Source organism: Candidatus Zixiibacteriota bacterium (assembly GCA_016933955.1).
Classification (GTDB): Bacteria; Zixibacteria; MSB-5A5; order GN15; family PGXB01; genus JAFGTT01.
The window spans coordinates 25,336-51,286 of sequence record JAFGTT010000031.1; the positions used below are offsets into that span (position 1 = coordinate 25,336).

Below are 25,951 nucleotides of genomic sequence, written 5' to 3' on the forward strand. Positions count from 1 at the left end.
ATGAGCGAAGAAGAACCCAAAAAACAACCGGTCATTGTCGTCAAGAAAAAGGGCGGCCATGGCGGGCATCACGGCGGTGCCTGGAAAGTGGCCTATGCCGATTTTGTCACGGCCATGATGGCGTTCTTTTTGGTGATGTGGCTGGTGGCCCAGTCCGATGCGGTCAAACAGGCGGTTCAGGCCTATTTCCAGGATCCGGCCGGATTCATGAAGGGGCAGGGTAAAAATATCCTTAAAGGCGGTGAATCGCCGGTCGAGAGTTTTAAAAACAGCAAACCGAACGTGGCTACCAGGCTGGAGCAGGAACGGGAATCCCTGTCAAATGCCGGTGAGCGAATCCAATCAGCCATTTTGAACAGCGCCGAATTGCAGAGTCTTAAAGATTTCGTTGAGATCGAAATGATTCCCGAAGGATTGCGGATTCAGTTGATTGAATCGGATAAAAAAGAAAGCCACTTTTTTGATCTGGGGAGCGCCCGGCTCAAGGATAAGGCGGCACTTCTTTTGAAAGCCATTGCCCAGGAACTCGGCCAACTGCCCAATTATATTGTAGTCGAGGGACATACCGACAGCAAACCATATAACGGCACCAACAATTATACCAACTGGGAACTTTCGGCCGACCGGGCCAACAGCGCCCGCAAACTGATGGACGAGTCCGGGTTAAGGCGTGACCAGATTGTCGAAATTCGCGGTAATGCCGACCGGATCCCCAAAATCGCCTCCGATCCCCTGGACCCGCGTAACCGGCGGGTTGCCATTATTGTTCTCAACGATGATGCGGCCGCCCGATATGCGGCGAACTGATTATCTCTCCTGATCCTTCAAACTTAGTTTCGTTATCATGCCCGATAAATCCGCGGGGAATCACATTTGACATTATCCTCTTGATTATGTGATGCAAAAATATTAACATTAATTGATAGTACCGACAAACGAATTTGAAAATCGTGTATTTAAATATACCAGGAGGATAATATGTCCGGCCATTCAAAATGGGCGACCATAAAGCGTAAAAAAGGTAAAGCCGATGCCGAACGCGGTCGGATGTTTACCAAGTTGATTAAAGAAATAACCGTGGCGGCACGGCAGGGGGGCGGCGATCCCGATGCCAATCCCCGGCTGAGAACCGCTATCGGGACAGCCAAGGCGGCCAATATGCCGGCCGACAATATCAAGAAGGCCGTCCAGAAGGGCACCGGGGAACTGCCCGGGGTTAATTACGAAGAAGTTACTTATGAAGGATATGGCACGGCCGGGGTGGCGGTTTTTATCAGTTGCCTGACCGACAACAGAAATCGAACGGTGGCGGAGATAAGGCACCTGTTCTCAAGGTTCAATGGCAATCTCGGTGAAAACGGCTGTGTGGCCTGGATGTTCGACAAGACCGGTATCATTGAAGTCAACACGTCGGTGGTCGATGAAGACACCCTTCTGGAGATAGTTCTCGAAGCCGGCGCCACCGATATGAGCAAGCAGGGCGAGGTTTACGAAATAGTCACGCCGCCGATGGATCTGGAGCAGATAAGGGCCGCTATCGAGGCCAAATCGATACCGGTTGCATCCGCCGAAGTCACCATGATTCCCCAGAATACTATCAAGCTCAACGAGAAACAGGCGGAAACCATGCTCAAGCTGTACGAGGCAATTGAGGAGCATGACGATGTCCAGGCGGTGTATGCCAATTTCGATATTGCCGACAGTATCATGGAGAAACTGGCGGGATAGGCCATCCGGCGGCCGGCTGGCGGATTGATGGTTATTTTGGGTATTGACCCCGGTTTGCATATTACCGGATACGGTGTTATTGAATCCTGTGACTCCAAGCCCCGGGTGCTTGAAGCGGGGGTGATAAAGACCGGCCGCAATGTTGAATTCGAAGCGAAACTGGATGAAATTTTCGCGGAAACAGGTAAGATTATCAAGCAATTCCAGCCCGATTATATTGCGGTCGAAGAGCTTTATTCCCATTATGCCCACCCCAAAACGGCTATTATCATGGGTCATGCAAGGGGGGTGGTTTTTCTTCAGGCCGCAAGGAATAAACTGCCGGTGGTATCGTACGCCTCGACCCGAATAAAAAAGTCACTGACCGGGAACGGCCGGGCCAGCAAGATGCAGGTGCAGAGAATGATCCGCTCCACCCTGGGTTTAGAGCGGGAGGTGGAATCGGCCGACACCGCCGATGCCCTGGCGGCGGCCCTGTGTCATCATAACGCTCTGCTGGGAAGATGAAATGATATCGCAGATTTATGGAAAAATCAGCCGTTTGACCGAGGATCATGTTACTCTCGAAATCAACGGGTTGTACTATGAATTGATGATCCCGTCGGGTCTGTATAACGAGCTCAAGGAAGCGCGCGATACCGGGCGGGAGATCATGCTCCATACGATGTACTATATCGAGGCGGGCGACAAAAAGAGCAACCATTATCCGCGGCTGGTGGGATTCACCAAACCGGTCGACAAGGAATTTTTCCAGCTTTTTACGACGGTTTCGGGACTGGGGATCAAAAAGGGATTGAAATCGCTTACCCTGCCGATCCGGTCGATCGCCACGGCTATCGAGAACCGCGATGCCGCCACGCTGACCCGTTTGCCGGGGATCGGGGGGCGGATGGCGGAGAAGGTGATCGCCGAACTTAACGGGAAGATGGCCCGTTTTGCGCTGTCCAAGGCCGAGCAACCGCTCACCTCGGGGCGCAAGGAGCAACCGGATATTTTCGACGAGGCGGTGGAAGTTCTCAGCCAGTTACAGTACAACCGTAACGAGGCGGCGCGAATGGTCGAAAAGGCGCTGGCCGCCAATCCCAAAATCGATTCGACCGAGAAACTGATCTCGATTATATTCTCGCTGGAATCGGCGGCGCACAAGGCGGTCAAATAATGACGCGCGAACGGATAGTTTCCGGGGAGATCATTTCTCCCGAGGAAGAATCTTTTATTCTTTCTCTTCGACCGAAGCTGCTGGATGAGTACATCGGGCAGAAGAAACTAAAGGAAAAACTCAAGGTTTCGGTGGAGGCCGCCCGGAGACGGGGTGAGGCCTGCGAGCATACCCTGTTTTACGGGCCGCCGGGCCTGGGTAAAACGACCCTGGCACATATTATCGCCAACGAGATGGGGAGCCGCCTGGTGGCCACCTCGGGACCATCACTCAGCCGGACCGGTGATTTGATGGGGATTTTGACCAACCTGTCGGAAGGCGATGTCTTGTTTATCGATGAGATTCACCGTCTCTCGCCGGCCATCGAGGAGTTTATTTATCCGGCCATGGAGGATTTCAAGGTCGATTTCGTGGTGGACAAGGGAGCTTTCGCCAAAGTTATCAATATTCCTCTCAAACGGTTCACCCTGATCGGGGCGACCACGCGGGCCGGGTTGCTTTCGCCGCCGCTCCGGGACCGGTTCGGGTTGTACTATCATATCGATTTCTATCCGCCCGAGGAACTCCGGGAAATAATAATCCGTTCGGCGGGATTACTCGAGGTGACGATCGATGCGGAATCGGCCGGGGAAATTGCCCGCCGGGCGCGCGGAACACCACGGGTGGCCAACCGTCTGCTCCGAAGGGTGCGCGATTTCGTGACGGTCAAGAGCGACGGGATTATAACCCCGGAGCTGGCCTGCCGGGCGCTCGATGCCGAGGGGATCGACAGCATCGGGCTTGATAATCTTGACCGCAAATTCCTTCGGGTGATTGTCGAGTACTATAAAGGCGGCCCGGTCGGAATCGAGGCGCTGGGGGCAACACTCAACGAGGAAGTCGATACGCTGGTCGATGTGGTTGAGCCGTACCTGCTCAAAATCGGGTATCTCCAGAGAACCAGGCGGGGACGGATGGTTTCCCGTGAGGCCGTCAAGCATCTCGGTCTGAAAACAGACAAGACCGATCAACCCAACCTGTTCGAATAAATTCAATTATCTCCGTTCAGCCTGTCCGTTAGTTAATTGACATTTTAGTCTAATATGTTATATTAATATCAGATGGTATATTAGTATTGAGATTACCGTTATGAGTGAAATATCGGGCCGATTATTAGTGCTTTATGCGATATGTTTTCTGGTGTTTTTTGGATCTTATTCCAGAGCCGAATGGATAACAGGAGCGGTATTTTCAGAGCAGGCCGGAATCGATTCCCTGAACCAGTTCATGGTAATCCCGGATACTGATTCCAATTGCGTATTTGGCTATAAGATAATCCATTTGGGATATATTACGGAGGCCCCGCCCTTGATAATCAACTGGATGTCATTGTTAATGTAGACAATATAGCCTCAGGCTATGTTCCACCCAATTCCGCAGATAATTCGTGCGATTTGAACTATGATGGCTATTTTGATTTGATCACCGGCTATTCCAATGATATCCTCTATTATTATGAATTGCGTGTTTTTCTTGGCGGCCCGGAAGCCGATTCGATTCCGGATATTTATCTTGAAAATGCACATATCCCATATCCTCAGCGTAACTTGGGTGCTGAATTTGCCGGGAAAGGGGATTTTAACGGCGATGGGATCGATGATTTTGCGGCCCGTTCGGTAACCTCAGGCGGTTGCTGCTGGATGGGCTAGGTTAACGACAATCGGATGTAGTGCTGGATATTTATAATATTCTCGGGATGAGAATGAGAACCTTGATTAAGAAAGAACTCCCGGCGGGCAGTTATAATGTTTTCTGGGATGGTACAAATGATAATGGTCAGCCGGCGGCATCGGGAGTGTATTTTTACCAGTTGAAAAGCGGGGATGAAAGTTATACCAGTAAGATGGTGCTGTTGAAGTAGGGGTGTGTCAAGCAGATTGGATGACACACCCCGTCTCCGCCTGCGGCATAGATGCCTCCGGCGGATCCACCCCTCTGTCAGAGGGGATTAAGATGGATTCCCGATCGGGTCGGGAATGACAGACTTTTTCTGGGAATGACAAAAAAGGGGGTCAGGAATGACGAGAGGGAGCAGGGAATGGGGAAAGGGTAGGAAATAATAGGAAGTGGAAGTTGTAAGGAAATATCAACCGAGTATATCGCGACGACGCGTCACTGCCAGACCGGCCATACCCAGACCGAAAAGAACCAGGGTAATCGGTTCGGGAACCGTTGCCGGTTTGACTGTACTGTCATGGTCACCGTGATAACCGGTTTGGTCATCGCCGGACTGATCGGTTCCATGATCATGGTGGGCATCGTTCCATGATGCCGGAGGGGGAACCTGCTGATTGGATCCGGGATTATGATGTCCTCCGCCGGGGATGTTACCGTTGAACGGATGGGTCATTCCGGCTATCGGGAGAATCATTACGGCTAATAGCAGGACCAGTTTCCGGGCATTTCTTTTCATATAAAACTCCTCAAAAGCGGACAATAAATATCCTCAATTATATACGGTTATTTTAACACCGATAGAGGGATAATTGTTTCAGGGAGAATAATATTGTTTAAAAAACAACCCGATCGGCTATTTAAAAAAGCGGCAGAAAATAGCCGAGGTGTCTCGATATATCATAATACCACAATAACTTACGCGAGTTATGCGGCGGCGAGAGATTTAGAATGCAAGGCCGCCGCGAAAGATAAACATCGGACCGAATGTAATATCGTGTCTGTCATTACCACCGTTCGGTCCCCACAGGTATCCCATATCTATAACCAGACCCTGCTTCGCGGTAAGTTTATACAACATCTCCATGAAAAACTGGAAGGTTAAATAATCCGATTCCCCATAATTTGGAATATCCTGCGCCCATGCATAGCCAACCCCTACGGCGGGATGGAGGAAAAGGTCCGGGTCATTGGTTTTGATTCTGAATTTCGTGACCAGGCTGATGTCCAGAATGTAGTATTTGTCATCCCAGTACTCGAACTGGATAATATCTACAGCGGCGCCGAGATATAATTTTTTATGGATGGGATAGTCAAGATAGATTCCGCCCCAAACATCATCATCCGGGTTATAATCAAAATTATCGATCACGATATCACCATTGCCGTAATAGCCGAACTTGATGCCGAAAACGCTTGGATCTTTCGGCGGCGTGCCGGCCAGACAATCGGCCCATACAAAAAGAAATATGGACATAATAATAGCCTGTCCAATAATTCTGAAATTCAATTCGCACCTCCTGAATTCAAGAAAGATATAATATTTTAACATGACGGGATTAGTATGTCAATAATAAATACGGATAGTGACAGGAGGTGTCACCGATAGAACAAGACGCCGGTGTCTTCGACGGCAATGAAAATCATAAATCCGGCCAGAATCAGTTTGATAGTACGGCCGGGGATGCTGACCCGGAAAGGCAGTATCAGGAAGGCCCCGGAGACACCACTCATCGAGGTTAAAGTCGAGATACCGAAGGCGACCAGGGCCGGAAGCCACCAGTAAGTCTCAATACCGCTGATCGTAAAATGCACCATGCAATCGAATCCTATTCCGGGATAATCACCCGGGTTTCTTTTTTTCGTTTAAGGACGATAAAGATACCGGCAAGAATCAGTATCCCGCCGATCAGGGTCCACCAGCCGGGAATCTGATCGAAAAAGAAAATGGCCAGGATGGTGGCGCCGATCGGTTCGCCGAGAATGGTAGTGGCCACGAGATGGGCCGAGACATATTTTAACAGCCAGTTATACATGGTATGGCCGACCAGGGTGGGAATCAGGGCCAGAAGCAAAAAGATAAACCAGGTTTGGGCCGGGTAAGAAATCAGGTTAAGCCTGTAAAAGAGGGATATTATCAACAGGGTGACCGCGGCGATGGTATAGACCGGGAAAACGTAACCGAGATTGGACATATTGGCCCGCAGTTGACGGCCGATGAAAAGGTACAATCCGGCAAAGACAGCCCCGGCCAGAGCCAGCAGATCGCCGATAATGAATTCACGGCCGAGACTGAAATCGCCCCGGGAAATAATTATCATGCCGACGATGGCCACAGCCATACCGATGATTGACCGGGGTTTGATTTTTTCCCGGAGGAAAACAACCTCGAGAATCAGCACCCAGATCGGCTGGGTGGCCACGAGGATGGTCGAATTGGAAATGGTGGTATAGAACAGCGAGGTCACCCAAACGGTAAAATGGAGTCCCAGGACCAATCCGGAAATGACCAGCAGGATTAATTGGCGACGGGACAGGGAACCGAGGGTCCGGCGGATTCCGGGGAGGGCGGGGAGGGCCAGCAGAACCGAGGAAAAAGCCATACGATAGAAGGCGGTCGGAAGGGCTTCAGCGCCGGCCAGCTTGATCAGGATGGCGGCCCATGAAACCGCGAAGGTGGCAATAAAAAGAGAGAGATATAAAGTTCCTTGTTTTGCCATAAAATTAATTTATATTTTCCGCCCAATATACGTAGGCGCTGTTAATATGTCGATATATTTGCTTGTGGCGGTATTATTCTGGGGGTTTTCCTATATCGCCATTAAAAACTCACTTAATTATCTTACCCCGGTGGAATTGATCGCCTCCCGTTTTATTCTCGGGGCCGCCACCCTGCTGGTGATAATCAAGCTTAAAGGTTTCTCGCTGAAATGGAAGGGTCAGTTTAAAACCCTGTTGTTGTCGGCGGCAATATTATTTCTTCATTTCTGGGTAATGGCGACCGGGATGATAACCACAACCGCGACCAATACCGCCTGGATATTAACCACGGCCCCGATATTTATTGCTGTTTTGTCGTTTATATTGCTCAGGGAACCGATCTCCCGGATGCAGATAATCGGGATAGGTTTGGCCACGGCCGGAGTGGTTTTTCTGGTTTCCGGGGGCGATCTGGGTTCGCTCGACTGGATCTCCTCGACCGGCGACTGGATTGTCCTGGGCAGTTGCGTAACATGGGCCTTTTACACCATAGTCACCCGAAAATTGACCCGCCATCTCCATCCTTTGGTAGCCACTTTCTGGATGATTGCTCTGGCCGGGGCGGTGATTGTGCCGTACAGTCTTATCTCCAGCGGGATCCTGGTCTATGATATGCCGGTTGATGGGATAATCTCGGTGGTTTTTCTGGGTGTCGGTTGTCTGGCTATTTCGTTCTGGGCCTGGTCGGAAGGGCTGGCGAAAAAACCGGCCGCGGAAGTCGGGATTTATTTGTACATCGAGCCGATATTCGCCATGCTTGGTGCGGTTGTTCTTCTTCGGGAAGATATAACCATAGGGATTATCTCCGGGGCGGTCATGATTATGGCGGCGGTCTATATTTCCGAAAGATTCGGCAGATCCGGGAAGCCGGTCCAATTATAATCCCTGTCCAAAAAAATCCGATTAAATAGATTTAAAGGGTAGTAACCATTGATATATGTATTTTGACGCGATAAAAACACTGACAAGACTGAATATGCGAAGGACGATATTTATCGGTATTATTATATTCGGCGTTTTTTCCGTCAGCGACTGCTTTGGCAATGGCGGGCTATATGGGGCTCTTTCGGACAGAGTCCGGGAGAATCTGCGTGACCGGATCGAAGCGGCCGGGACACCGCCCGAAATCGAGGTGACCGAGGAATTGATTTATGCATCGGTGATGTTGCCCGGTTTCTATGAACGGCGCAGTTATTTTCCGGCCTGGAGCGATGACAATGGGCCACTGCCCGCGGTCGATTCCCTGGTCGAGGTCCTAAACCGGGCCGACCGGGAAGGTTTACGTTCGTCCGATTATCATCTAAAAAAAATAACGGAAATTATCGAGGACATCAGGAGCGGCCGCCGGTTATCTCCGGTTTCTTTGCCTCGCTATCTGGCGGATCTGGATTTACTTCTGACGGATACTTTTATGACTTACGGCTCACATCTGTTGAAAGGCCGGGTGAATCCCCAGACTATAGATCCGGAATGGTTTGCCAATATTCGCGAGATCGATCTGGCAATCACCCTTGATAGCGCCTTGGCGGGCAATAGAATAGGCGAGGCATTAAAAGCGTTACTACCCCCTCAGGCGGGATATTATTCTATGCGCCGGGCATTGGCCGGATACCGGATGCTGGCGGTAGCCGGAGGCTGGGAGAATATTCCGGATGGCCCCAAAATGCAGCTGGGCGACCGGGGAGAGAGAATCAACCGGTTACGACACCGTCTGGCGGCCTCGGGTGACCTCAAGGACAGCAATCGGGGCGATGGCGATTTATTCGATGAGAGTTTAAAGGAGGCGGTCATTCAATTCCAGAGAAGAAATGGATTGGAGCCGGATGGCGTGGTCGGCAAGGAAACCCTGGTGACACTGAATATCCCGGTGGAAAAACGGATTGAGCAGATAATTCTCAATATGGAGCGCTGGCGATGGCTGCCCCAGGATCTGGGACGAAGGCATATTATTATCAATATCGCCAATTATGAACTCGATGTTTATGAGAGCGATAGTGTGGTTCTTCCCATGCGGGTTATTGTCGGGAAAGACTATCGCCGGACGCCGGTATTCAGCGACAAAATTACTTATATGGTGGTCAACCCGTACTGGAATGTCCCTTTTAATATCGCCGTCAGTGATATTCTTCCGATGGTTAAAAAAGACCCGGAATACCTGACTCAGCAAAATATGAAGCTGTTTCAGGGACATGGCTCGGACAGGCAGGAAATTGATTACCGCCGGGTGGATTGGTCCGGGATCGACAAGCACAATTTCGATTACTGGATTCGGCAGGAGCCGGGACCAATGAATGCCCTGGGCAGAATAAAATTCATGTTTCCCAACAAATTTAATGTTTATCTTCATGATACCCCCGCCCGTGAGCTGTTCTCCAAAACAATTTGGAGTTTCAGCTCGGGGTGTATCCGGATCGAGAAACCAATGGAACTGGCGGAATACCTTCTCCGGGGAGATCTGCAATGGAACCGGGAAAAATTGCTGGCCGCTATCGATATGAAGGTCGAAAAGACAATTCGCGTCCCCGAACCGGTTCCGATTCATCTTCTTTACTGGACGGCCTGGGCCTCGCCGGACGGGACCATCAATTTCCGAAAGGATATTTATAACCGGGATGCGGTCCTTGAGGAGGCCCTGACCGAACATCCACCGGAGGCGGACCAGGGGTAATTTTTTAATTACGGAATGTTTATGGATGGACATGGAAGATGTCGGCCATTGACGGCGTTTCTGATTCCCTTCATAGTGATATTACTGTTACTTCTCCCGATTCATTTGGCCGCTCAGGAGTCCAATTTTCCACCGGGCAAAGCCGGGTTTGCGATCAAATTCAACGGTGTGGTTTCACCCTATACCATAATGAGTCGGTTTTTAATGCCCCGGGAGGAATTGAATGTTGAAGTAATCAGCCGGGGTACTTCCGGCATCTTCAGTTATAAGGCGGAAGGCGGTTTGATATTATCGCAGGCCGGGCGCAGTCTGAAATGGCGGGCCCCGGAAACGAGCGGGCTTTATAAAATCATAATTTCCCGTTCCGCGCCGGTTGATTCAATAATTCTCAATGTATTTGTGATGGTTTCCATGGCGAGGATGGAGGGAGAATATCAGAATGGGTACCGGATCGGTAAGTACCCGAAAAAATGGTACAAGGATCTTCCTTCGTACAAAGCGCCGGAGGGATTTATTGAAGTTACCAGAGAGGTCGAAAATACCCGTCTAACCCCGCATTTTACATTAAAGCAGTTTATCTGCAAGCAGAGTGGAGATTATCCGAGGTATATGGTTCTTCGGGAAAAACTTCTGATCAAACTGGAACTTATCCTGGAGAAGATAAATGAAAAGGGTTATTATTGCCGGACTCTTTCGATCCTGAGCGGTTTTCGAACGCCTTATTATAATCGGCAGATCGGGAATGTGAAATACAGCCGGCATCAATGGGGCGGCGCGGCCGATATATTTATCGATGAAAGACCGAAGGATAATATGATGGATGATCTTAACCGTGACGGCAAAATCAATTGGAAAGATGCCGCCATAGTATATGACATCATCAATGAACTTTTTGCAATACCCGGTTATGAGTATTTGAGGGGCGGGCTGGCCCGATATAAAAAAACCGCCAGTCATGGTCCCTTTGTGCATGTTGATGTCCGGGGCTGGCCGGCCCGCTGGGGATTTTAAAATGGTTTTTGATTGACACGGAGATGAGGCTAGCATGGAATTAATAACGGTGGTGGCAATCATCCTGTGCCTGATTCAATCAGGTATTTTCTCGGGTTTGAATCTGGCCGTATTCAGTATAACCCGATTGCGTCTCGAAATAGAATCGGAATCGGGCAACGAGGCCGCCCGCAGGGTTCTCAATCTGCGTCGTGATACCAATCTTACCCTGACAACCATCCTCTGGGGCAATGTGGCGGTCAACACCCTTCTGGCGATCCTGTCCAATTCCATTCTGACCGGATTGGGGGCGTTCATTTTCTCAACGGTGGTGATTACCTTCATAGGCGAGATTCTGCCCCAAGCATATTTTTCGCGACACGCGCTGAGAATAGCCTCAAGGCTTTATCCGGTGCTCAAATTTTACCGTTTTTTGCTGTACCCGCTGGCCAAGCCATCCTCGATGATTCTTGATTCCTGGCTGGGTCCGGAGGGCGTCCATTTTCTCCGCGAGCGTCATCTCCTTGAAATGATCAAAAGGCATATCGACTCTGATGAATCCGATGTCGATCGACTGGAGGGAATCGGGGCTCTTAATTTCCTGGTTTTCGATGATCTGGCTATTTCGGAGGAAGGGGAACCAATCGATACGGAAAGCGTTATCTGTCTTCACGTGGAAGGCAACCGTCCGGTTTTCCCTAAGTTTGACAGGTCTCCGGAGGATATATTTTTGCAACAGGTTGAGTCCTCGGGGAAAAAATGGGTCATTTTGACTGATCCCGGCGGTGATCCGCTTTTGGTTCTTGACTCCGATGGTTTTCTGAGGGCGGCCCTGTTTGGCGGTTCCACCTGCAACCCGTATGATTACTGCCATCGGCCTATTATTGTCCGACAGGCCGACACCGAGCTGGGAGAAGTGGTCTGGCGGTTAAAAGTCGAACCGAAGGATTATGAAGATGATGTAATCGATAAGGATATTATTTTGCTCTGGGGCGATGACCGGCGCATAATAACCGGGGCTGACATTCTGGGACGGTTGCTCCGGGGGATTGTAATCCGCGATGTGACCCGTGGTCGGAGTCCCGGTCCGGGTCATCAGCGGCAGACCGGTGAGGATCAGCGCGCTACTTAAAGGTCCGGCGGCTTATGACTAATCTGCTTTTACTGCTGACAGTTACATTCTGGGGGTTGTCCTTTGTGGGGACCAAGATCGCCCTTGACTATCTTACTCCGCCGGAAATAATCGCCCTGCGTTTGCTTCTGGGATTCCCGGTATTATATCTGGTGATGCGGCGAAAGGGCTTGAAAATCAGCTTCGACGGCCGCCAGGGGTTGATTATTATTGCCGCGTCGCTTCTGCTGGGAGTGCATTTTGTTATTCAGGCAATTGGCCTGATATATACTTCAGCGACCAATACCGCCTGGCTGATTGCCACCATCCCGGTATTTATTGCTATCCTGTCGTTTTTCTTTCTGAAAGAAAGATTAACGTGGAAGAGAATCACGGGAATCCTGACAGCCACCCTGGGAGTTTTATTGCTGGTCTCCGATGGGCATTTGAATAATCTGGACTGGCTGGAATCCGTCGGTGACTGGATTATTCTCGGGAGTTGTATTACCTGGTCGGCCTATACGATTCTGACCAGGAATATTTCACGAGTGATTAATCCGCTTTCACTTTCGGTGAGCATTCTTCTGATTCCGATGTTACTTTTGACACTCTATTTGATCGCTTTCACTCCGTTTGAGAAATTGACAGGTTTGCCCGTATCGGTAATTCTGGTTTTAATTTTTCTTGGTGTTTTCTGTCTCGGGATAGCTCATTGGTTCTGGTTGGAGGGACTGTCACGCAAGGGCGCCACGGAAGTGGGTGTATTTTTGTATATAGAACCGGTGGTAACGACGGTTGCGGCAGGGTCGATTCTGGGAGAAAAAATATCCATCTTTTTGGCGCTGGGGGCGGCTTTAATAGTGTTTGGAGTCTATCTGGTACAGCGGAAAAAACGGCCGTAAACGGCCTAATTAATTGATGCTGTGGAAGATATTCTCGGGAGGGATGTTTTTTTTATTGTCTTGGAGTCATTCCGGTTTTAATATTGACCGATATCAATAAAAAGACTTAAGAGGTGTTATCATGAGGAAAATCATCAATATTTATTGTTTTATGTTGATTTTTATCGCGTTGACCGGCGGCATGTCGGCGACAGCCGGAGTCAATTTGCGGGAGCTGGAAACGCTTTATGATTCAACCCGAATTGTCGAGGCGCCGATATTCGCTCCCAAAGCATTTGCCGATGCCGAGAAAAAACTGGGTGAGGTTCGGATGGCGATCGACCGCAAGAAAAAGGAGCAGACCATTGTCTCTTTGGCCGAGCAGTTTCGCGAATACGCCGAGAATGCCCTTAAGATCACGGGTGTGACCAAATTATCTCTCTCGGAGTACCTCGAACCACGCAATAAGGCCATTGCGGCCAAAGCACCCAATCTGGCTATTACGGAGTACCAGAAAGCCGAGGAGCAGTTTGTCAAAGCGACCCGAAAGGTCGAGGACGGGGATGTTAACGGCGGCATCAAGGAGGCCGAGAAATCGGTGAACTTATTCGATTTTGCCGAGCTCCAGGCAATCAAGGCCGATATAATGGGAGCCGCGGCGCGTTATGTGGAAAAGGCGGTGACCGATGAGGCGACCAAATACGCACCGACTTCACTGGATAAAGCCCGGACGGCTTACACCCGTTGCGACAGTATTCTTAATAAGGATCGTTATAACCGGACCGAATCGGTGGAAGCGATAAAGATGTCTGAGTACGAAGCGACTCATGCCTCGAGTATTGCCCAGCAGGTCCGATCTCTGGAGCGTAATGACCAGGCCTGGGAGCGGCTGATGCTGGTATATGAAATCGAGATGCAAAAAGTCGGCCGGGAGATGGGTCTGGAGAATCTTCCCTTTGATAATGGTCCGATGGCCGCCGCCGAAAGCCTGATTGTGGCGATCCGGGCCACCAAGGCGGCCCGTGCAGCAAGCCAGGAAACCAGCCAAAAACTGGCGGCGCAGTTGAAAAATATCTTTTTCAAGCTCGATATGGATGTCGAGGGGGATGATCCATTAAAACTGGTCGGGGTTCTGGAACGAACAGTTGCGGAAATAAAGGAGAACAAGGATCAGTTGTCATCCGAACTGAATGATAAATCCGAGAAGCTGGAGGAACTGAAATCAACTCACGAGCAAGTGACCTCGGAACTTGAAGAGAGGCGCATGAAGGAAGAAAAGATCGCGCGGGCCAAGAAAATTCTCAATCCCACCGAAGGTGAAATCTTTTTCAATCCCACCAATGATATTGTTCTGCGTCTGGCCGGTTTGTCGTTTACAAGCGGTTCAAGTGATATCAAGGAAGAACATATCGGGTTGTTGACCAAAGTGGAGGAGATTCTGGAGATGTTCCCCGATTCCAAACTGATGATCGAGGGCCATACCGATGACCTGGGTGATCGATCCACCAATATGCGCCTGTCGGAGATGCGGGCCTTTTCGGTAATGCAGTACATTCGCCGGTCATTGTCGATTCCGGCCGACAAGGTCAGCGCCGTCGGTTACGGTCCGGACAAACCGGTCGGGACCAATACCACCGCCGAAGGACGGGCCAAAAACCGCCGGATAGATATTATTATTTTTCAATGACACCCGGGAGCAAATGGACGGAATTGACGAGAGACGGCCAACATGATGGGTGAGTTCGGACGGAGGGTGGTATGGATTTGAAAGTTATGGCGCTTGATGCCGGACATGTCGATGATTTTTTCCGCGTTCATTCCGAAGAGAACGGTCATGGCTGGTGCTATTGCGTGGCCTGGTGGGCACCTACCTGGCAGGGGTGGATGGAGCGTACGGCCGAGGAAAATCGGCGGATGCGGGAGCAGTTGTTCGATGTCGAGCAGTACGACGGATACCTGATGTACGACGGGGACAAACCGATCGGCTGGTGCCAGGTCGGCCCCCGGGACAGGTTGCATAAGTTGGTTCTGGAATACAAACTGGCTCGTGATTCCGATGCCTGGGCGATAACCTGTTTTATTATAATCCCGAAATACCGTGAAATAGGCCTGGGCCGGTATATGCTGGAACAGGTCCTGAAAGATTTACAAAAAAAGGGAGTGAAATATGTTCAGGCCTTCCCGCGCCGGGGAAAGGACCTGGCCGTGGAGGATCTCTGGACCGGCCCCGAACGATTTTTTGAAAAAGCCGGATTCGAGCTGGAACGTGATGATCCCAAATATCCGATTTACGGCAAAAGGTTTTAACTTTTGATCGGTAAAATGGATTAATACGGTTCACGATCCGTTTATGAAGAGGGCCATTCGTTTTGAACGATATTGGAATGCCTGCCGATAATTCGATTAAATACCGCCTGAGGGGCCTTTTCTCTGTTTCAAATTTGTTTATTTACCCGTAATATATAAATGATGAATGAACCTTCACCGCCCCGCGTTGCCATAGTAAAATGTGACAGCTACGAAGAACATATCCTGGAGCCCCGGGTTCAGAATCTTCTGGAACTGCTGGGCGGATTGGATCGTTTTATCAAACCGGGTTCAAAGGTTCTTTTAAAGCCTAATCTGATTTCCGCCAAGGATCCTGCGCGGGCCATAACAACGCACCCGGAACTGGTCGCGGCGGTGGCACGTCAGGTGAGAAATCTTGGGGCGGACGTGATTGTGGGGGACAGCCCGGGCGGTGCCAAAAGAGGAATCAGGCGGGTCTGGGAGAATACCGGGATGCTGGCGATGGCTAAGAGAGAGGGACTGGAATTAGTCAATTTCGAAGCCGCGGGGGTGGAGAAGTTTCAATGTAACGGGCGGGCTTATTATCTGTCCAAACCGGCGGTTGAGGCCGATTTCATTATTAATCTTCCCAAATTAAAAACCCATGTTTTGACTCTTTTGACCGGGGCGGTAAAAAATGTTTTCGGTCTGGTTCCGGGTTTTCGCAAAGGCAACTATCATAAGGAATATCCCAAACCGCATCATTTTGCCGAGGTGATTGTGGATATTCTCTCGTTAAAGACCCCGGTTCTGACAATAATGGATGCGGTTTTATCTATGGAAGGGGATGGCCCGTCATCAGGGACCCCGCGCTGGACCAATCTTCTGCTGGGTTCACATGATCCGGTGGCGGTCGACGCGGTGGCTTCGGAGATTATCGGTTTGAAACCGGATCGGGTACCAACCACCAGAATAGCCTCCGAGGCCGGTTTGGGAATCGGCTATCTGGAGGCCATTAATATTGTCGGCGAGGCTCTTGAGTCGGTTAAAATCCCTGATTTCAAACTTACCTCGAATCGCAAAATGGAATTATTGCCGGGAGGGGTGGTGGCCATCCTGGGACCTTTTATCTGGATCAGGCCGGCCATAGATGCCGGAACCTGTACAAAATGCAGTACCTGTGTAAATTCATGTCCCACAGGGGCGTTACGTCTTGGTGGGGATAAAATACCAATTTTTGATTATGATTTATGTATAAGTTGCTGGTGTTGTCACGAATTGTGTCCATCCAAAGCGATCTATGTTAACAAATCATGGCTGGCCCGCAAGTTTATTCGATAGCCGAATTCGCAATAATTGCGTCGGCGCAAATATTGCTTGACAATTATTGATCAATTCACTAATTTCCTTTTAAAGGGTGAATCTCTTAATTTTGGCTGGTATTTTAAGGAAGTTTATTAATTAAAAATGGCTTTCAAAGGGTGTATAAAGTGAAATTCCTTTGAAAGCACTGATAGAGTAGGAGAGCTGTATATGAAACTAACCAAGGCTTTGGCAATCATATTTGCTATGGTCCTGGTTGTCATCTGCTTCAACGCCCCGGTCGTGTTTGGTGAAGATGAATACCCGTGGGATGAGGACAACGATAATTCCAGTGGAGGTATCCATGGAACGGTCGAGGATTCTCTGAAGTATGGGGATACGTTCAATCGACTGACGGCCGCTACCGGCGGGGCGAACGGCGGTAATACGGAGCCGTATATTTTTATTCAGTTCGTACCGATACTGGATATTATCATTTGGTATGACAATATTCCAGGGGTGCATGCGGATACCAAAGACGTCGTTAAAGCGGGTGAAAGTGAAGGTGTGGTTACCAGAACCAATGCAAAATAATTAAGAAGAAAAAATGAGCCTAACCTCACATCAAAATGCAAGTTTTGATACCAGGCTGCTTGAGATTGAGGAGCTATACCGCCAAAGAAAGCCTGATCTCGCCGGTGAGCAGCTGAAAGCCTTGGCTCCTGATGATTTTAAATCGGAGGGATTCGAGCGAGGGCTTTATCTGTTACTTCAGGCGACCGATCAGCTTCACTCCGGGAATTACAAGGAGTCTATCAGACTTGGGCTGGAAGCCAACAAGTTGCTGGCCTCCTCGGCTTTCCACCTGCGGGTGGGGCAGTTATTTCTGTTATTGTACAGGAACTATTCCGGTCTGGGTGATTTTAGAAACGCCGAGAGGTATGCTCAGGATGCGCTGGCCTTTTTAAGAAGGGCCGATGACAGCATTGGTATGGTGGGGGCGCTGAACGGTTTGGGCAAGCTCGCGTATATTCGCGGAGATTTTTCCAAATCAATTGAATTCATTACCGAGGCTATCGAATTATCGCGGGGCGACAATATTCGTATGGCCGAACTGATCGGCAACCTTGGCCGAATCGAGCTTCTGGCCGGTGGTTGGCAGAATGCCGAGGATCATCTGGGAACGGCCCTGAAGCTGGCCGGGGAACTCAATCAACCGCTATCAATAGCCCGCGGCTATCTTTCGCTGGGGCACCTTTATTTAAGACAGAGAAAGTTTAACCAGTCGGCGCAGGAATTCCGGGCGGCCGAGATTTTGATTGAGGCCAATAATTACCGCCGGGACCGGATTATTATGCTTGAGCTTGAAGGTGAACTGGCCTTTGAGCTGGGTGATATGATTCAGGCCCGAAAGGTTTTGACAAGGGCCTTTGATCTTGGCCGGGAACTGGCCCCGGAATCGGCTTTGATTACCCAGATAACGCGCCGGATGGCTCAAGTGGAATTGGCTCTTGATAATCTTGATGAAGCTTTGACATTGGCCCAGCGGGCGCTTGATCTGGCGGCCAGGCTGGGAGAAAAAGCCGAAATAGGTTTGAGCCGGATGATAATCGCCGAGATTTTTTCGGCTCGCGACAATAATCCCTCGGCTTTTGAATATTCGGAAAGCGGTCTTGAGATTCTGCGCGAAGTCGGTGATCCTTATGATTTGGGCCGGGCGTTGTTGATCCAGGCCAGGATTGCCAGTCAATCCAAGACAATAGGATTGAGCAAGATTGATAAATTGTTCGATGAGGCGTTCCGGATTTTTAACCAATTGAAATTATTCTACTGGTCGGCTGAAACCAGATTCCGGCAGGGCATTCTTTGCTGTCAATATTCAAGAATTTCCAGCGGTTTTAGAAATTTGCTGGAAAGCGAAAAGATTTTTGAAAACATTTCTGAGAAGGCCAAGATTCGATCGGTCCGGCTATTCAAACAGGAATTATCCAAGATAGCGGTAACGGCATCACTTTCAGCCGATAATGAATTCAAGATTTTCGGGGATTATTTTACCGAGACGGAATATTCGAACCTGAAAACGGGCCAAATCCAGAATATAATTGATATACTGAGTCAGCGGACAAGAGCCAGCCGGGTGATTATTTACAAGGCCGGGCAACAGGCTCATGATGCCCTGACCAATCTGGATTTAACGCAATTGCAGCGCCGCCGCTTTATCCAGCAATTCGATGATTTGCTGGGCGAGGAATTTAATCCGGACAAACCGACGCTGATTCTTGACAGCCGGAGAGACCCGTTCATAAACGATCTTCTCCAACCGGGAGGGAACGAGGTCATTTCGAGTGTTATGGTAATTCCGCTTATGATGGGGAAACAGGTTTCCGGCTATGTTTATCTTGACCGGTTGTCATCGAACGGGGATTTCCGGCCGTTCGGGCAGAAGGAGTTAAATTTCGCGGTCAGTTTTGCCGATTTGATTTCTCTTAAGATGGCCGAATACGAGAAGTTTCTCCTGGAAGAAGAAAACCGGAGGTTGAAATCCCAGTTAATGGAGGAGGCCGCTTTTCCCAACATTATAACCCAGAACAAGCAGATGCTGGAAATGCTGGCCAGGGTTCAGCAAGTGGTGAATTCCAATATCTCCATATCCATCGAGGGTGAAACGGGGAGCGGCAAGGATCTTCTGGCCAAGACGATTCATTACAGTTCCAACCGTAAAGACCGGCGTTTTATTTCGGTTAATTGCGCCGCCCTGCCGGAAACCTTGCTGGAATCGGAGCTTTTCGGTCATAAGAAGGGCGCTTTTACGGGGGCCGACCGTGACAAAACGGGGCTCTTTGAAGAGGCCAACGGCGGGACTTTTTTCCTCGATGAAATAGCCGACATGCCGTTGTCGATTCAGGCTAAGGTTCTTCGTATTCTGGAAGAAAAGGAGATTGTCCGTCTGGGTGAAACCCGGCCGATCAAAGTCGATGTTCGTATTATTTCGGCCACCAATAAGGATTTGAAGGTGGAAATGGAGGCCGGTCGGTTTCGCCAGGATTTATATTATCGTTTAACGGCTCTATGTTTTAAGATTCCGCCGCTTCGTGAGCGAAGGGAAGATATTCCGCTTTTGATCGATCACTTTGCGGAAGAAAAGGTAAAATTCGCGCCGGAGGTTTTGCGAAAGCTGATTACCTTCGACTGGCCGGGTAATGTCAGGGAACTTGAAAATGAAATAAAGAAATTGATATTACTGACCGGTGAAAAAGGGATTGTCGATGTTAAACTGCTTTCCGGCAAAATCCTCGACCGGGAGGATCGGGAAGACTCATATGAGATGACTCAGCCGTCGGATGTGAATTTTGACGCCCAATTTTCACTTTACGATTATCTGGCCCAGTACGAGCGGCGATTCATTATTAAGGCTCTCAGGGAACAGGGCGGGGTTAAGAAACATGCGGCCGCCATTTTGAACATTCCCGAATCAACCCTGCGTCTCAAAATCAAGCAGTATAATATCGACCTCAAGAACCTGAGTATCTCCGGTTGAATAAATATTCCCGGCCCAAATTTTTTATGTTTTCTTTTTCGTCCTATCTTGTTTAATTATAACAGGAGGTGAAAGTTATGCCAGGCAAAGTACCATCGAAAAAAGAAAAGAAAAAACCGAAAAAGAAAAAAGAAAAGAAAACGGAAAAAACAGGTTAGAGTTATTTCCTTAAAATTAAGCCCCGTTTTGACGGGGCTTTTTTTATTTTGTCGCCTTTCGGTTCCGAGAAACCGATTGAAATCCGGCGAGTTTTATTATATTATTGATCTATGGGGAATAAACATATCTGGGCTCCGTGGCGCGCCGAATATATTCTGGGAAAGAAAGAAAAAGGTTGTATCTTCTGTAATCGTTTGAAAAAGCGAACTGATGAGAAAAATCTGATCGTCTATCGCGGCCCGAAAGTATTCGTGATACTCAACAGATTTCCCTATAACTCGGGTCACAGCATGGTGGTTCCCAATCGCCATGTCGACAGTCTGAGTGCCCTGACGCATGAAGAGCTGTGCGAATTTATCGACACCATCCGTGTGACGGTTGAGGTTACGCGAGAGGCTTTCAATCCGGATTCTTTCAATATCGGAATGAATATGGGTCATGGCGCCGGGGCCGGTATTCCGGAGCATATTCATATGCATGTCGTGCCTCGCTGGAGTGAGGATACCAATTTCATGCCGGTTATCTGTGACACCGAAGTCGTCTCTTTTCCCCTTGACATGATTTATAAAAAGCTGAAAAAAGGATATGATGGACTATGCCTCGGCGGAAAATCCCGACCAAAGCGGAGTTGATCCAGCTTCAAAAACTCTATAAGACCGACGAAAAGATTGCCGAGCGGCTGGGCAATATTTCGCCGCAACTGGTGGCTTACTGGCGGCGGAAGAAAAATATTCCCAAGCATTCTTTCCCCAAGTTTTCGCGGCAGGAAATCGCGGATCTGTGGGAGCGATTCGGTGATGATTACCGGTGCGGTCTGGAACTGGGGATTTCCAAAGCGGCTTTTTATAACTGGCGGCGTAAGTACGGCCTGAAAGAGAAGCCGGCCTTTTTGAAGCTGGAGCAGTTGGAACTGGATCTGGGCGGACCCAGCAAAAGTACCGGTCGGAAGGCGAATTACGGTCATCAAACCATCACCCAGAAAATCCTGGCTGAAACGGCCGGACTGGAGCGGGTCGAACCGGGGGAAATGATCGAAGCGGAGCCGGATCTGGCTCTGTCGAATGATAATACCGAGCAGGTCATAAGGCAGTTTTTAAGTTTCGGATTAAGCTATGTCTGGAATCCGAACCGGATTGTGATTGCCCTGGATCATAATGCCCCGGTTTCTTCGCTGGCCGCGGCCGAGGGGCATCGGGCAATCAGGGAATTCGTCAAAAGGCAGAATATAAAGTATTTCTATGATGTTCGGGAGGGTATCTCGCACCAGTTGATTATCGAACGGGGGCATATTCTTCCGGGGCAGTTCGGGGTTGGAACCGATTGCCATGCGACCTCGTATGGAAGTATCGGCGCTTTTGCGACCGGGATCGATACCGAGGAGATGGCGGCGATCTGGGCCACCGGGAAAATCTGGATCAAAGTCCCGCCGACCATAAAGATTATTATCAACGGCCGGATGCCAATCGGGGTTTTTGCCAAGGATGTTATTTTATTCGTGGCCAGTAAGCTGAAATGTGACGGGGCAGTTTACCGGGCGATTGAGTTCAACGGGAACGCGGTCAGCCAGATGTCCATCTCGGAACGTTTTACCATGACCAATATGGCCATGGAGTTGAATGCCAAGGCGGCCATATGTTCATTCGATACCATCACCCGCCGTTATCTTTCCGGCCGGACCAAGATGCCGTACAGGCCGGCCCTGCCTGATAAGGATGCTCTTTACGATGAAACGTACGAATTCAATATCGATCAACTGGTGCCGCAGATTTCCTGCCCGGATAAGGTGGATAACGTTGAGACCGTGGCCGATCGGGCCGGACTGCCGGTGGACCAGGTGGTGATCGGGTCATGTACCAACGGCCGATTTGATGATCTTCGAATTGCCGCAGATATAATCAAGGATAAGAAAATTCATCCCGAAGTGCGTTTGTTGATATTCCCCGGATCACGGGAAATCTATCTTGAGGCGCTGAAGAAAGGTTTGATCCGGGCCCTGGTGGAAGCCGGAGCGATGATTATGAGCCCGGGATGCGGTTGTTGTACCGGTCTGCACCAGGGAATTCTGGCAGCCGGGGAGAGATGTCTGGCCACGACCAATCAAAATTCCCGGGGGCAGATGGGTTCCCCGGAAGCAGAAATATATCTGGTGTCACCTGCCACCGCCGCCGCTTCGGCCCTGCGGGGAGTCATCACCGATCCCACCGGTTATTTCAAATAAGGGTCAGCCTTCACATTTTGCAACCCGTTTGTCATTCTGTTTAGCCGCATAAGATTATAGAAGGATTAAGATCAACATTTTTCGGATATTGCATCATCAGGGTGCAGTGTGTATATTAATATCATATGAATATGATAATAACCGGAAGGACTGTTCTTCTGGGTGATAATATATCCGCCCGGATGATTTATCCGGATGAAGGCAATAAATCCTTAAATCCGGCGGAAATGGCGGCGCTTTTATTTAACGGGATTGGCGACACCGACCATCCCCGGTCAAACGTTGATGATATTATCGTGGCCGGGCGCAATTTCGGTATCGGGGATAACAGTCTTCCGGCAATAATGGCTTTACAAGCCGCCGGGATCAGGGGGATAATCGCGGTTTCGTTCGGACGGTATTTCTTCCGACGGGCCATCAATCATGGTTTGCCGATTATAGAAGCGGAAATGCCGGGAGGGCTTGCCGGCGGTCAGCAGATCGAGATAAACCTGTCCGGCGGGAAAATATCCTTTCCCGGGGGCGAGAAATTTTTTCAGCCTTATCCTGATTTTATCCTGAGGATTATTGAAGCGGGCGGATTGATCCCATCGGTGACCGCTGGAGTTTCACGCAGATAATCTTAAACGAATCTCCCAATCAAAATCCAATAAAACATCAGTCTTTCATCGAACTCAAGAATTTCTGGTTGTTTTTGGTTTTCTTGATGCGGTCGATGAGAAATTCCATGGCTTCGATCGGATTCATTTCAGCCAGGAATTTGCGAAGAATCCAGGTTTTTGACAGGACATCCTCGGGCAGAAGCAATTCTTCTTTACGGGTTGAACTCCGATTAAGATCCATAGCCGGGAAGATGCGACGATCGGACAGTCTCCGGTCAAGAACCATCTCGAGGTTACCGGTACCTTTGAATTCCTCGAAAATGACTTCATCCATCCGCGATCCGGTTTCGATCAGAGCCGTTCCGATTATGGTCAGTGAACCGCCTTCCTCGATATTACGGGCGGCCCCGAAAAAGCGTTTCGGTTTATGCAGGGCGTTACTGTCGACACCGCCTGAGAGAATTTTCCCTGAATGGGGGACGACGGCATTATGGGCCCGGGCCAGCCGGGTGATACTGTCGAGAAGGATAACGACGTCGTGCTTGTGTTCCACGAGACGTTTGGATTTTTCCAGAACCATATTGGCGACCTGGACATGGCGCTCCGCCGGTTCATCAAAGGTCGAGGAAACCACTTCACCCCTGACCGAACGTCTCATGTCGGTTACTTCCTCGGGACGTTCATCGATCAGCAAAACAATCAACTTGACATCGGGATGATTGATTGCGATGGAGTTGGCGATTTTCTGCAGGATGATGGTTTTTCCGGCTTTCGGCGGCGAAGTAATCAAAGCCCGCTGACCCATGCCGATCGGGGTCATCAGGTCCATGATGCGGGTAGTTAATTCATCGGCATTGACTTCGAGTTTGAATGGCTGGTTGGGGTAGAGAGGGGTCAGATTATCGAACAGGATTTTGTTTTTGGCGGCTTCGGGATCTTCATAATTAATGGCTTCGATTTTCAACAGGGCAAAGTACCGTTCGTTGTCTTTGGGAGGGCGAACCTGTCCGGAGATGGTATCCCCGGTTTTCAGGTCAAACCGCTTGATTTGCGATGGGGAGACATAAATATCGTCTGGGCCGGGCAGATAGTTATAATCGGGCGAGCGCAAAAAACCATAACCTTCATTCAGAATTTCCAGCACTCCCTCGGCAAAGATCATGCCTTCCTGCTGGGACGAGGCGGCTTCCATGACCTTGAAAATCAGCTCGGATTTTCTCAGGCCGGAGACGCCGGGAATATCCAGTTCCTCGGCGATACCGAGAAGCTCGGCAATAGTCTTGCTTTTCAGCTTTTCACTGTCGGTAATATCAACATCAATCTTGCTCATAACAGGACACTCATGTATTTTTGGTTTTTATTTATTATCTGATTATGGACGAGGGGAATTAATCGAGAATTTCCACCGGAGCATCCCCCCACAGCTTCTCCAGTGCATAGAACTCTCTTGCCGATTTCTGGAAGATATGAATCACCACATCCACATAGTCAATCAGGATCCATCGTCCTCCCCGGGCACCCTCGATATGCCAGGGATTTAAGCCCTTTTCGGACAAACCGTCGCTGATGGCGTCGGCAATGGCCTTGACGTGCTTGTCAACATCCCCGCTGACAATGACAAAATAGTCACAAATGCTGGAGATGTTTTTCAATTTCAGGATTTTAACGTCGGAACCTTTTTTGGAGAGGGCAAGTTTTCCTGCCGTTCGTGCGATTGCCAATGGTGTTATTTTCAAGTTCCTCTTTCAGTTCTCCTTGCTTGAGGTTTGTTCGATAAGATTCACGAAGTCATCTCCCAGAACCAGGGTTGCTGAGATACTTCGATAATTGCTGTCAATCGGCTCGTAAACGATATTATCAGAATCTATATTTAATTGTTGAGCCAGAAGTCTGGCCGCCGTAAAGTCCCTTTCCCTGGAGATAATGAAACTCTTGTCGACATGATACGAATTAAAATCATCAATATCAACAATATTCAATTCCAGCGGCATTTTTACCAGTTTCGGTAAGGCTTTGGCCGTCCGTCCGGCCGCCCCCTGGGTTCCGCAACCGTTCAATATCTGCAGGCGAATAGTATATTCCGGCGAATCGACGGTTTTTGAAAGCCCCTGGGTAATGCGGATGGCAAAACTGGCCCCATAAATCACCACCAGAGTAAAAATGGCGATAATAGCCATCTCCAGAAAACGCGAGTTTTTCTTCGGACGAGGGGAGTTTCTTCTGATCGAAATATTTTTTCTGGTTTTTTTCAGCAGCATTTGAATAACGATATTAATGAAGAGACAGGGTTAATCATCCAGGAGTCGCCGCCTCCAATCATTAGCCCAATAATTATAGGGGTAGTAATAACTGTAGGGGTTATAATATCCACCCGGCAGATGAGCAAAGCCGATCGATAGGCGAAAATTATCGGAAGGGTGATAATCCAGATTGAAGGCCGGATAGAATTGAGCCTCGGCATCGGTAGCGCTGTTAATCAAAGCTCCCGGATTGTGGGCTATACCCAGGTTGATGTCCAGGGACAGGGAAGGGGTGAATTCGTAGAAAAGACTGCTGGTATACAATCCGACTTGCCCTGATGTCCCGCCGCCGGAGAAAAAGGTCACCGAATACGACTGGGACCATTTAACCCTTGATAAGTCGATAAGCGAAAAGGGCTTGATGGCGGGCTGTAATCCCAGATAATCACTCTTGGCCGATTGGATTTCGGCCTGGTCAACCAGTTGAGCCAGACTGCCGACAGGTCCAATAGAAAACATCACGACTGCTATAAATATAAATCTTTTCATAATTGACTCCCCCGCCACTGGCAGGCCATACTATAAATTACGGACTTTAAAAGATGTTGTCAAAT

28 protein-coding genes are annotated in these 25,951 nt (G+C 49.4%); 20 read left to right on the forward strand and 8 right to left on the reverse strand.

What is annotated here, in order from left to right; all coding sequences use genetic code 11:
• From JXQ28_10850 to JXQ28_10880, 7 genes are all read left to right on the forward strand, one after another.
• Positions 1-807, forward strand: a complete 807-nt coding sequence (locus JXQ28_10850) for an OmpA family protein (GenBank protein ID MBN2278229.1) — start codon at positions 1-3, stop codon at positions 805-807.
• 171 nt (positions 808-978) lie between these two features.
• The gene (locus tag JXQ28_10855; GenBank protein MBN2278230.1) at positions 979-1,728 is read left to right on the forward strand and encodes a YebC/PmpR family DNA-binding transcriptional regulator; all 750 of its coding nucleotides are present in this window, start codon (positions 979-981) and stop codon (positions 1,726-1,728) included.
• Positions 1,729-1,755: 27 nt separating this feature from the next.
• Complete coding sequence (gene ruvC, locus JXQ28_10860) at positions 1,756-2,235, forward strand: crossover junction endodeoxyribonuclease RuvC (GenBank protein ID MBN2278231.1); 480 nt, start codon at positions 1,756-1,758, stop codon at positions 2,233-2,235.
• A 1-nt stretch (position 2,236) separates the two neighbouring features.
• Positions 2,237-2,887, forward strand: coding sequence for a hypothetical protein (locus JXQ28_10865; protein ID MBN2278232.1), 651 nt, complete (start codon positions 2,237-2,239; stop codon positions 2,885-2,887).
• Entirely contained in the window at positions 2,887-3,915 is a 1,029-nt protein-coding gene (ruvB, locus tag JXQ28_10870; protein MBN2278233.1) for a Holliday junction branch migration DNA helicase RuvB, read from the forward strand. The genes JXQ28_10865 and ruvB overlap by 1 nt, the downstream gene beginning before the upstream one ends.
• A 405-nt stretch (positions 3,916-4,320) precedes the next feature.
• On the forward strand, positions 4,321-4,575 hold the full coding sequence (locus tag JXQ28_10875; GenBank protein ID MBN2278234.1) for a hypothetical protein: 255 nt from the start codon (positions 4,321-4,323) through the stop codon (positions 4,573-4,575).
• Positions 4,576-4,628: 53 nt separating this feature from the next.
• Complete coding sequence (locus JXQ28_10880; protein ID MBN2278235.1) at positions 4,629-4,787, forward strand: hypothetical protein; 159 nt, start codon at positions 4,629-4,631, stop codon at positions 4,785-4,787.
• Positions 4,788-5,012: 225 nt separating this feature from the next.
• Here JXQ28_10880 and JXQ28_10885 read toward each other — a convergent pair whose 3' ends face one another.
• The 4 genes from JXQ28_10885 to JXQ28_10900 all read right to left on the reverse strand — a co-directional run bounded on the left by JXQ28_10885 (position 5,013) and on the right by JXQ28_10900 (position 7,320).
• Positions 5,013-5,339, reverse strand: a complete 327-nt coding sequence (locus JXQ28_10885; protein ID MBN2278236.1) for a PEP-CTERM sorting domain-containing protein — start codon at positions 5,337-5,339, stop codon at positions 5,013-5,015.
• A 207-nt stretch (positions 5,340-5,546) separates the two neighbouring features.
• Positions 5,547-6,110 carry a hypothetical protein gene (locus tag JXQ28_10890; protein ID MBN2278237.1) on the reverse strand — a complete coding sequence of 188 codons (564 nt, stop codon included), beginning with the start codon at positions 6,108-6,110 and terminating at the stop codon, positions 5,547-5,549.
• Positions 6,111-6,199: 89 nt separating this feature from the next.
• A complete protein-coding gene (locus tag JXQ28_10895; GenBank protein MBN2278238.1) occupies positions 6,200-6,418 on the reverse strand; it encodes a hypothetical protein in 219 nt (72 codons plus the stop codon).
• 11 nt (positions 6,419-6,429) lie between these two features.
• On the reverse strand, positions 6,430-7,320 hold the full coding sequence (locus JXQ28_10900; GenBank protein ID MBN2278239.1) for a DMT family transporter: 891 nt from the start codon (positions 7,318-7,320) through the stop codon (positions 6,430-6,432).
• A 46-nt stretch (positions 7,321-7,366) separates the two neighbouring features.
• On the opposite strand from JXQ28_10900, the gene JXQ28_10905 reads away from it, so the two are divergent.
• The 13 genes from JXQ28_10905 to JXQ28_10965 all read left to right on the forward strand — a co-directional run bounded on the left by JXQ28_10905 (position 7,367) and on the right by JXQ28_10965 (position 23,115).
• Positions 7,367-8,242 (forward strand): DMT family transporter, encoded by an 876-nt coding sequence (locus JXQ28_10905; protein MBN2278240.1) that lies wholly within the window; start codon positions 7,367-7,369, stop codon positions 8,240-8,242.
• A 94-nt stretch (positions 8,243-8,336) separates the two neighbouring features.
• On the forward strand, positions 8,337-10,028 hold the full coding sequence (locus JXQ28_10910) for a L,D-transpeptidase family protein (GenBank protein MBN2278241.1): 1,692 nt from the start codon (positions 8,337-8,339) through the stop codon (positions 10,026-10,028).
• A 21-nt stretch (positions 10,029-10,049) separates the two neighbouring features.
• A complete protein-coding gene (locus JXQ28_10915) occupies positions 10,050-11,039 on the forward strand; it encodes a peptidase M15A (protein ID MBN2278242.1) in 990 nt (329 codons plus the stop codon).
• Positions 11,040-11,073: 34 nt separating this feature from the next.
• Positions 11,074-12,150, forward strand: coding sequence for a DUF21 domain-containing protein (locus JXQ28_10920; protein ID MBN2278243.1), 1,077 nt, complete (start codon positions 11,074-11,076; stop codon positions 12,148-12,150).
• A 14-nt stretch (positions 12,151-12,164) separates the two neighbouring features.
• Positions 12,165-13,031 carry a DMT family transporter gene (locus JXQ28_10925; protein MBN2278244.1) on the forward strand — a complete coding sequence of 289 codons (867 nt, stop codon included), beginning with the start codon at positions 12,165-12,167 and terminating at the stop codon, positions 13,029-13,031.
• Positions 13,032-13,152: 121 nt separating this feature from the next.
• Entirely contained in the window at positions 13,153-14,697 is a 1,545-nt protein-coding gene (locus JXQ28_10930; GenBank protein MBN2278245.1) for an OmpA family protein, read from the forward strand.
• A 71-nt stretch (positions 14,698-14,768) separates the two neighbouring features.
• The gene (locus JXQ28_10935; protein ID MBN2278246.1) at positions 14,769-15,317 is read left to right on the forward strand and encodes a GNAT family N-acetyltransferase; all 549 of its coding nucleotides are present in this window, start codon (positions 14,769-14,771) and stop codon (positions 15,315-15,317) included.
• A gap of 159 nt (positions 15,318-15,476) precedes the next feature.
• The gene (locus tag JXQ28_10940; GenBank protein MBN2278247.1) at positions 15,477-16,619 is read left to right on the forward strand and encodes a DUF362 domain-containing protein; all 1,143 of its coding nucleotides are present in this window, start codon (positions 15,477-15,479) and stop codon (positions 16,617-16,619) included.
• Positions 16,620-16,811: 192 nt separating this feature from the next.
• Positions 16,812-17,174: a hypothetical protein gene (locus tag JXQ28_10945; protein ID MBN2278248.1), complete on the forward strand. Its 363-nt coding sequence runs from the start codon at positions 16,812-16,814 to the stop codon at positions 17,172-17,174.
• Between the two features lie 13 nt (positions 17,175-17,187).
• The gene (locus JXQ28_10950) at positions 17,188-20,118 is read left to right on the forward strand and encodes a sigma 54-interacting transcriptional regulator (protein MBN2278249.1); all 2,931 of its coding nucleotides are present in this window, start codon (positions 17,188-17,190) and stop codon (positions 20,116-20,118) included.
• A 269-nt stretch (positions 20,119-20,387) separates the two neighbouring features.
• A complete protein-coding gene (locus JXQ28_10955; GenBank protein MBN2278250.1) occupies positions 20,388-20,909 on the forward strand; it encodes an HIT domain-containing protein in 522 nt (173 codons plus the stop codon).
• Complete coding sequence (locus JXQ28_10960) at positions 20,873-22,495, forward strand: 3-isopropylmalate dehydratase large subunit (protein ID MBN2278251.1); 1,623 nt, start codon at positions 20,873-20,875, stop codon at positions 22,493-22,495. The genes JXQ28_10955 and JXQ28_10960 overlap by 37 nt, the downstream gene beginning before the upstream one ends.
• Positions 22,496-22,620: 125 nt before the next feature.
• Positions 22,621-23,115 (forward strand): 3-isopropylmalate dehydratase small subunit, encoded by a 495-nt coding sequence (locus tag JXQ28_10965; GenBank protein ID MBN2278252.1) that lies wholly within the window; start codon positions 22,621-22,623, stop codon positions 23,113-23,115.
• Between the two features lie 37 nt (positions 23,116-23,152).
• On the opposite strand, the gene rho is transcribed toward JXQ28_10965, so the two are convergent.
• The 4 genes from rho to JXQ28_10985 all read right to left on the reverse strand — a co-directional run bounded on the left by rho (position 23,153) and on the right by JXQ28_10985 (position 25,886).
• On the reverse strand, positions 23,153-24,406 hold the full coding sequence (gene rho / locus JXQ28_10970) for a transcription termination factor Rho (GenBank protein MBN2278253.1): 1,254 nt from the start codon (positions 24,404-24,406) through the stop codon (positions 23,153-23,155).
• 79 nt (positions 24,407-24,485) lie between these two features.
• Positions 24,486-24,812 (reverse strand): ribosome silencing factor, encoded by a 327-nt coding sequence (gene rsfS, locus JXQ28_10975; GenBank protein ID MBN2278254.1) that lies wholly within the window; start codon positions 24,810-24,812, stop codon positions 24,486-24,488.
• A gap of 30 nt (positions 24,813-24,842) precedes the next feature.
• Entirely contained in the window at positions 24,843-25,355 is a 513-nt protein-coding gene (locus JXQ28_10980) for a LytR C-terminal domain-containing protein (GenBank protein MBN2278255.1), read from the reverse strand.
• Positions 25,356-25,385: 30 nt separating this feature from the next.
• Positions 25,386-25,886 carry a hypothetical protein gene (locus JXQ28_10985; protein ID MBN2278256.1) on the reverse strand — a complete coding sequence of 167 codons (501 nt, stop codon included), beginning with the start codon at positions 25,884-25,886 and terminating at the stop codon, positions 25,386-25,388.
• Positions 25,887-25,951: the final 65 nt, after the last annotated feature.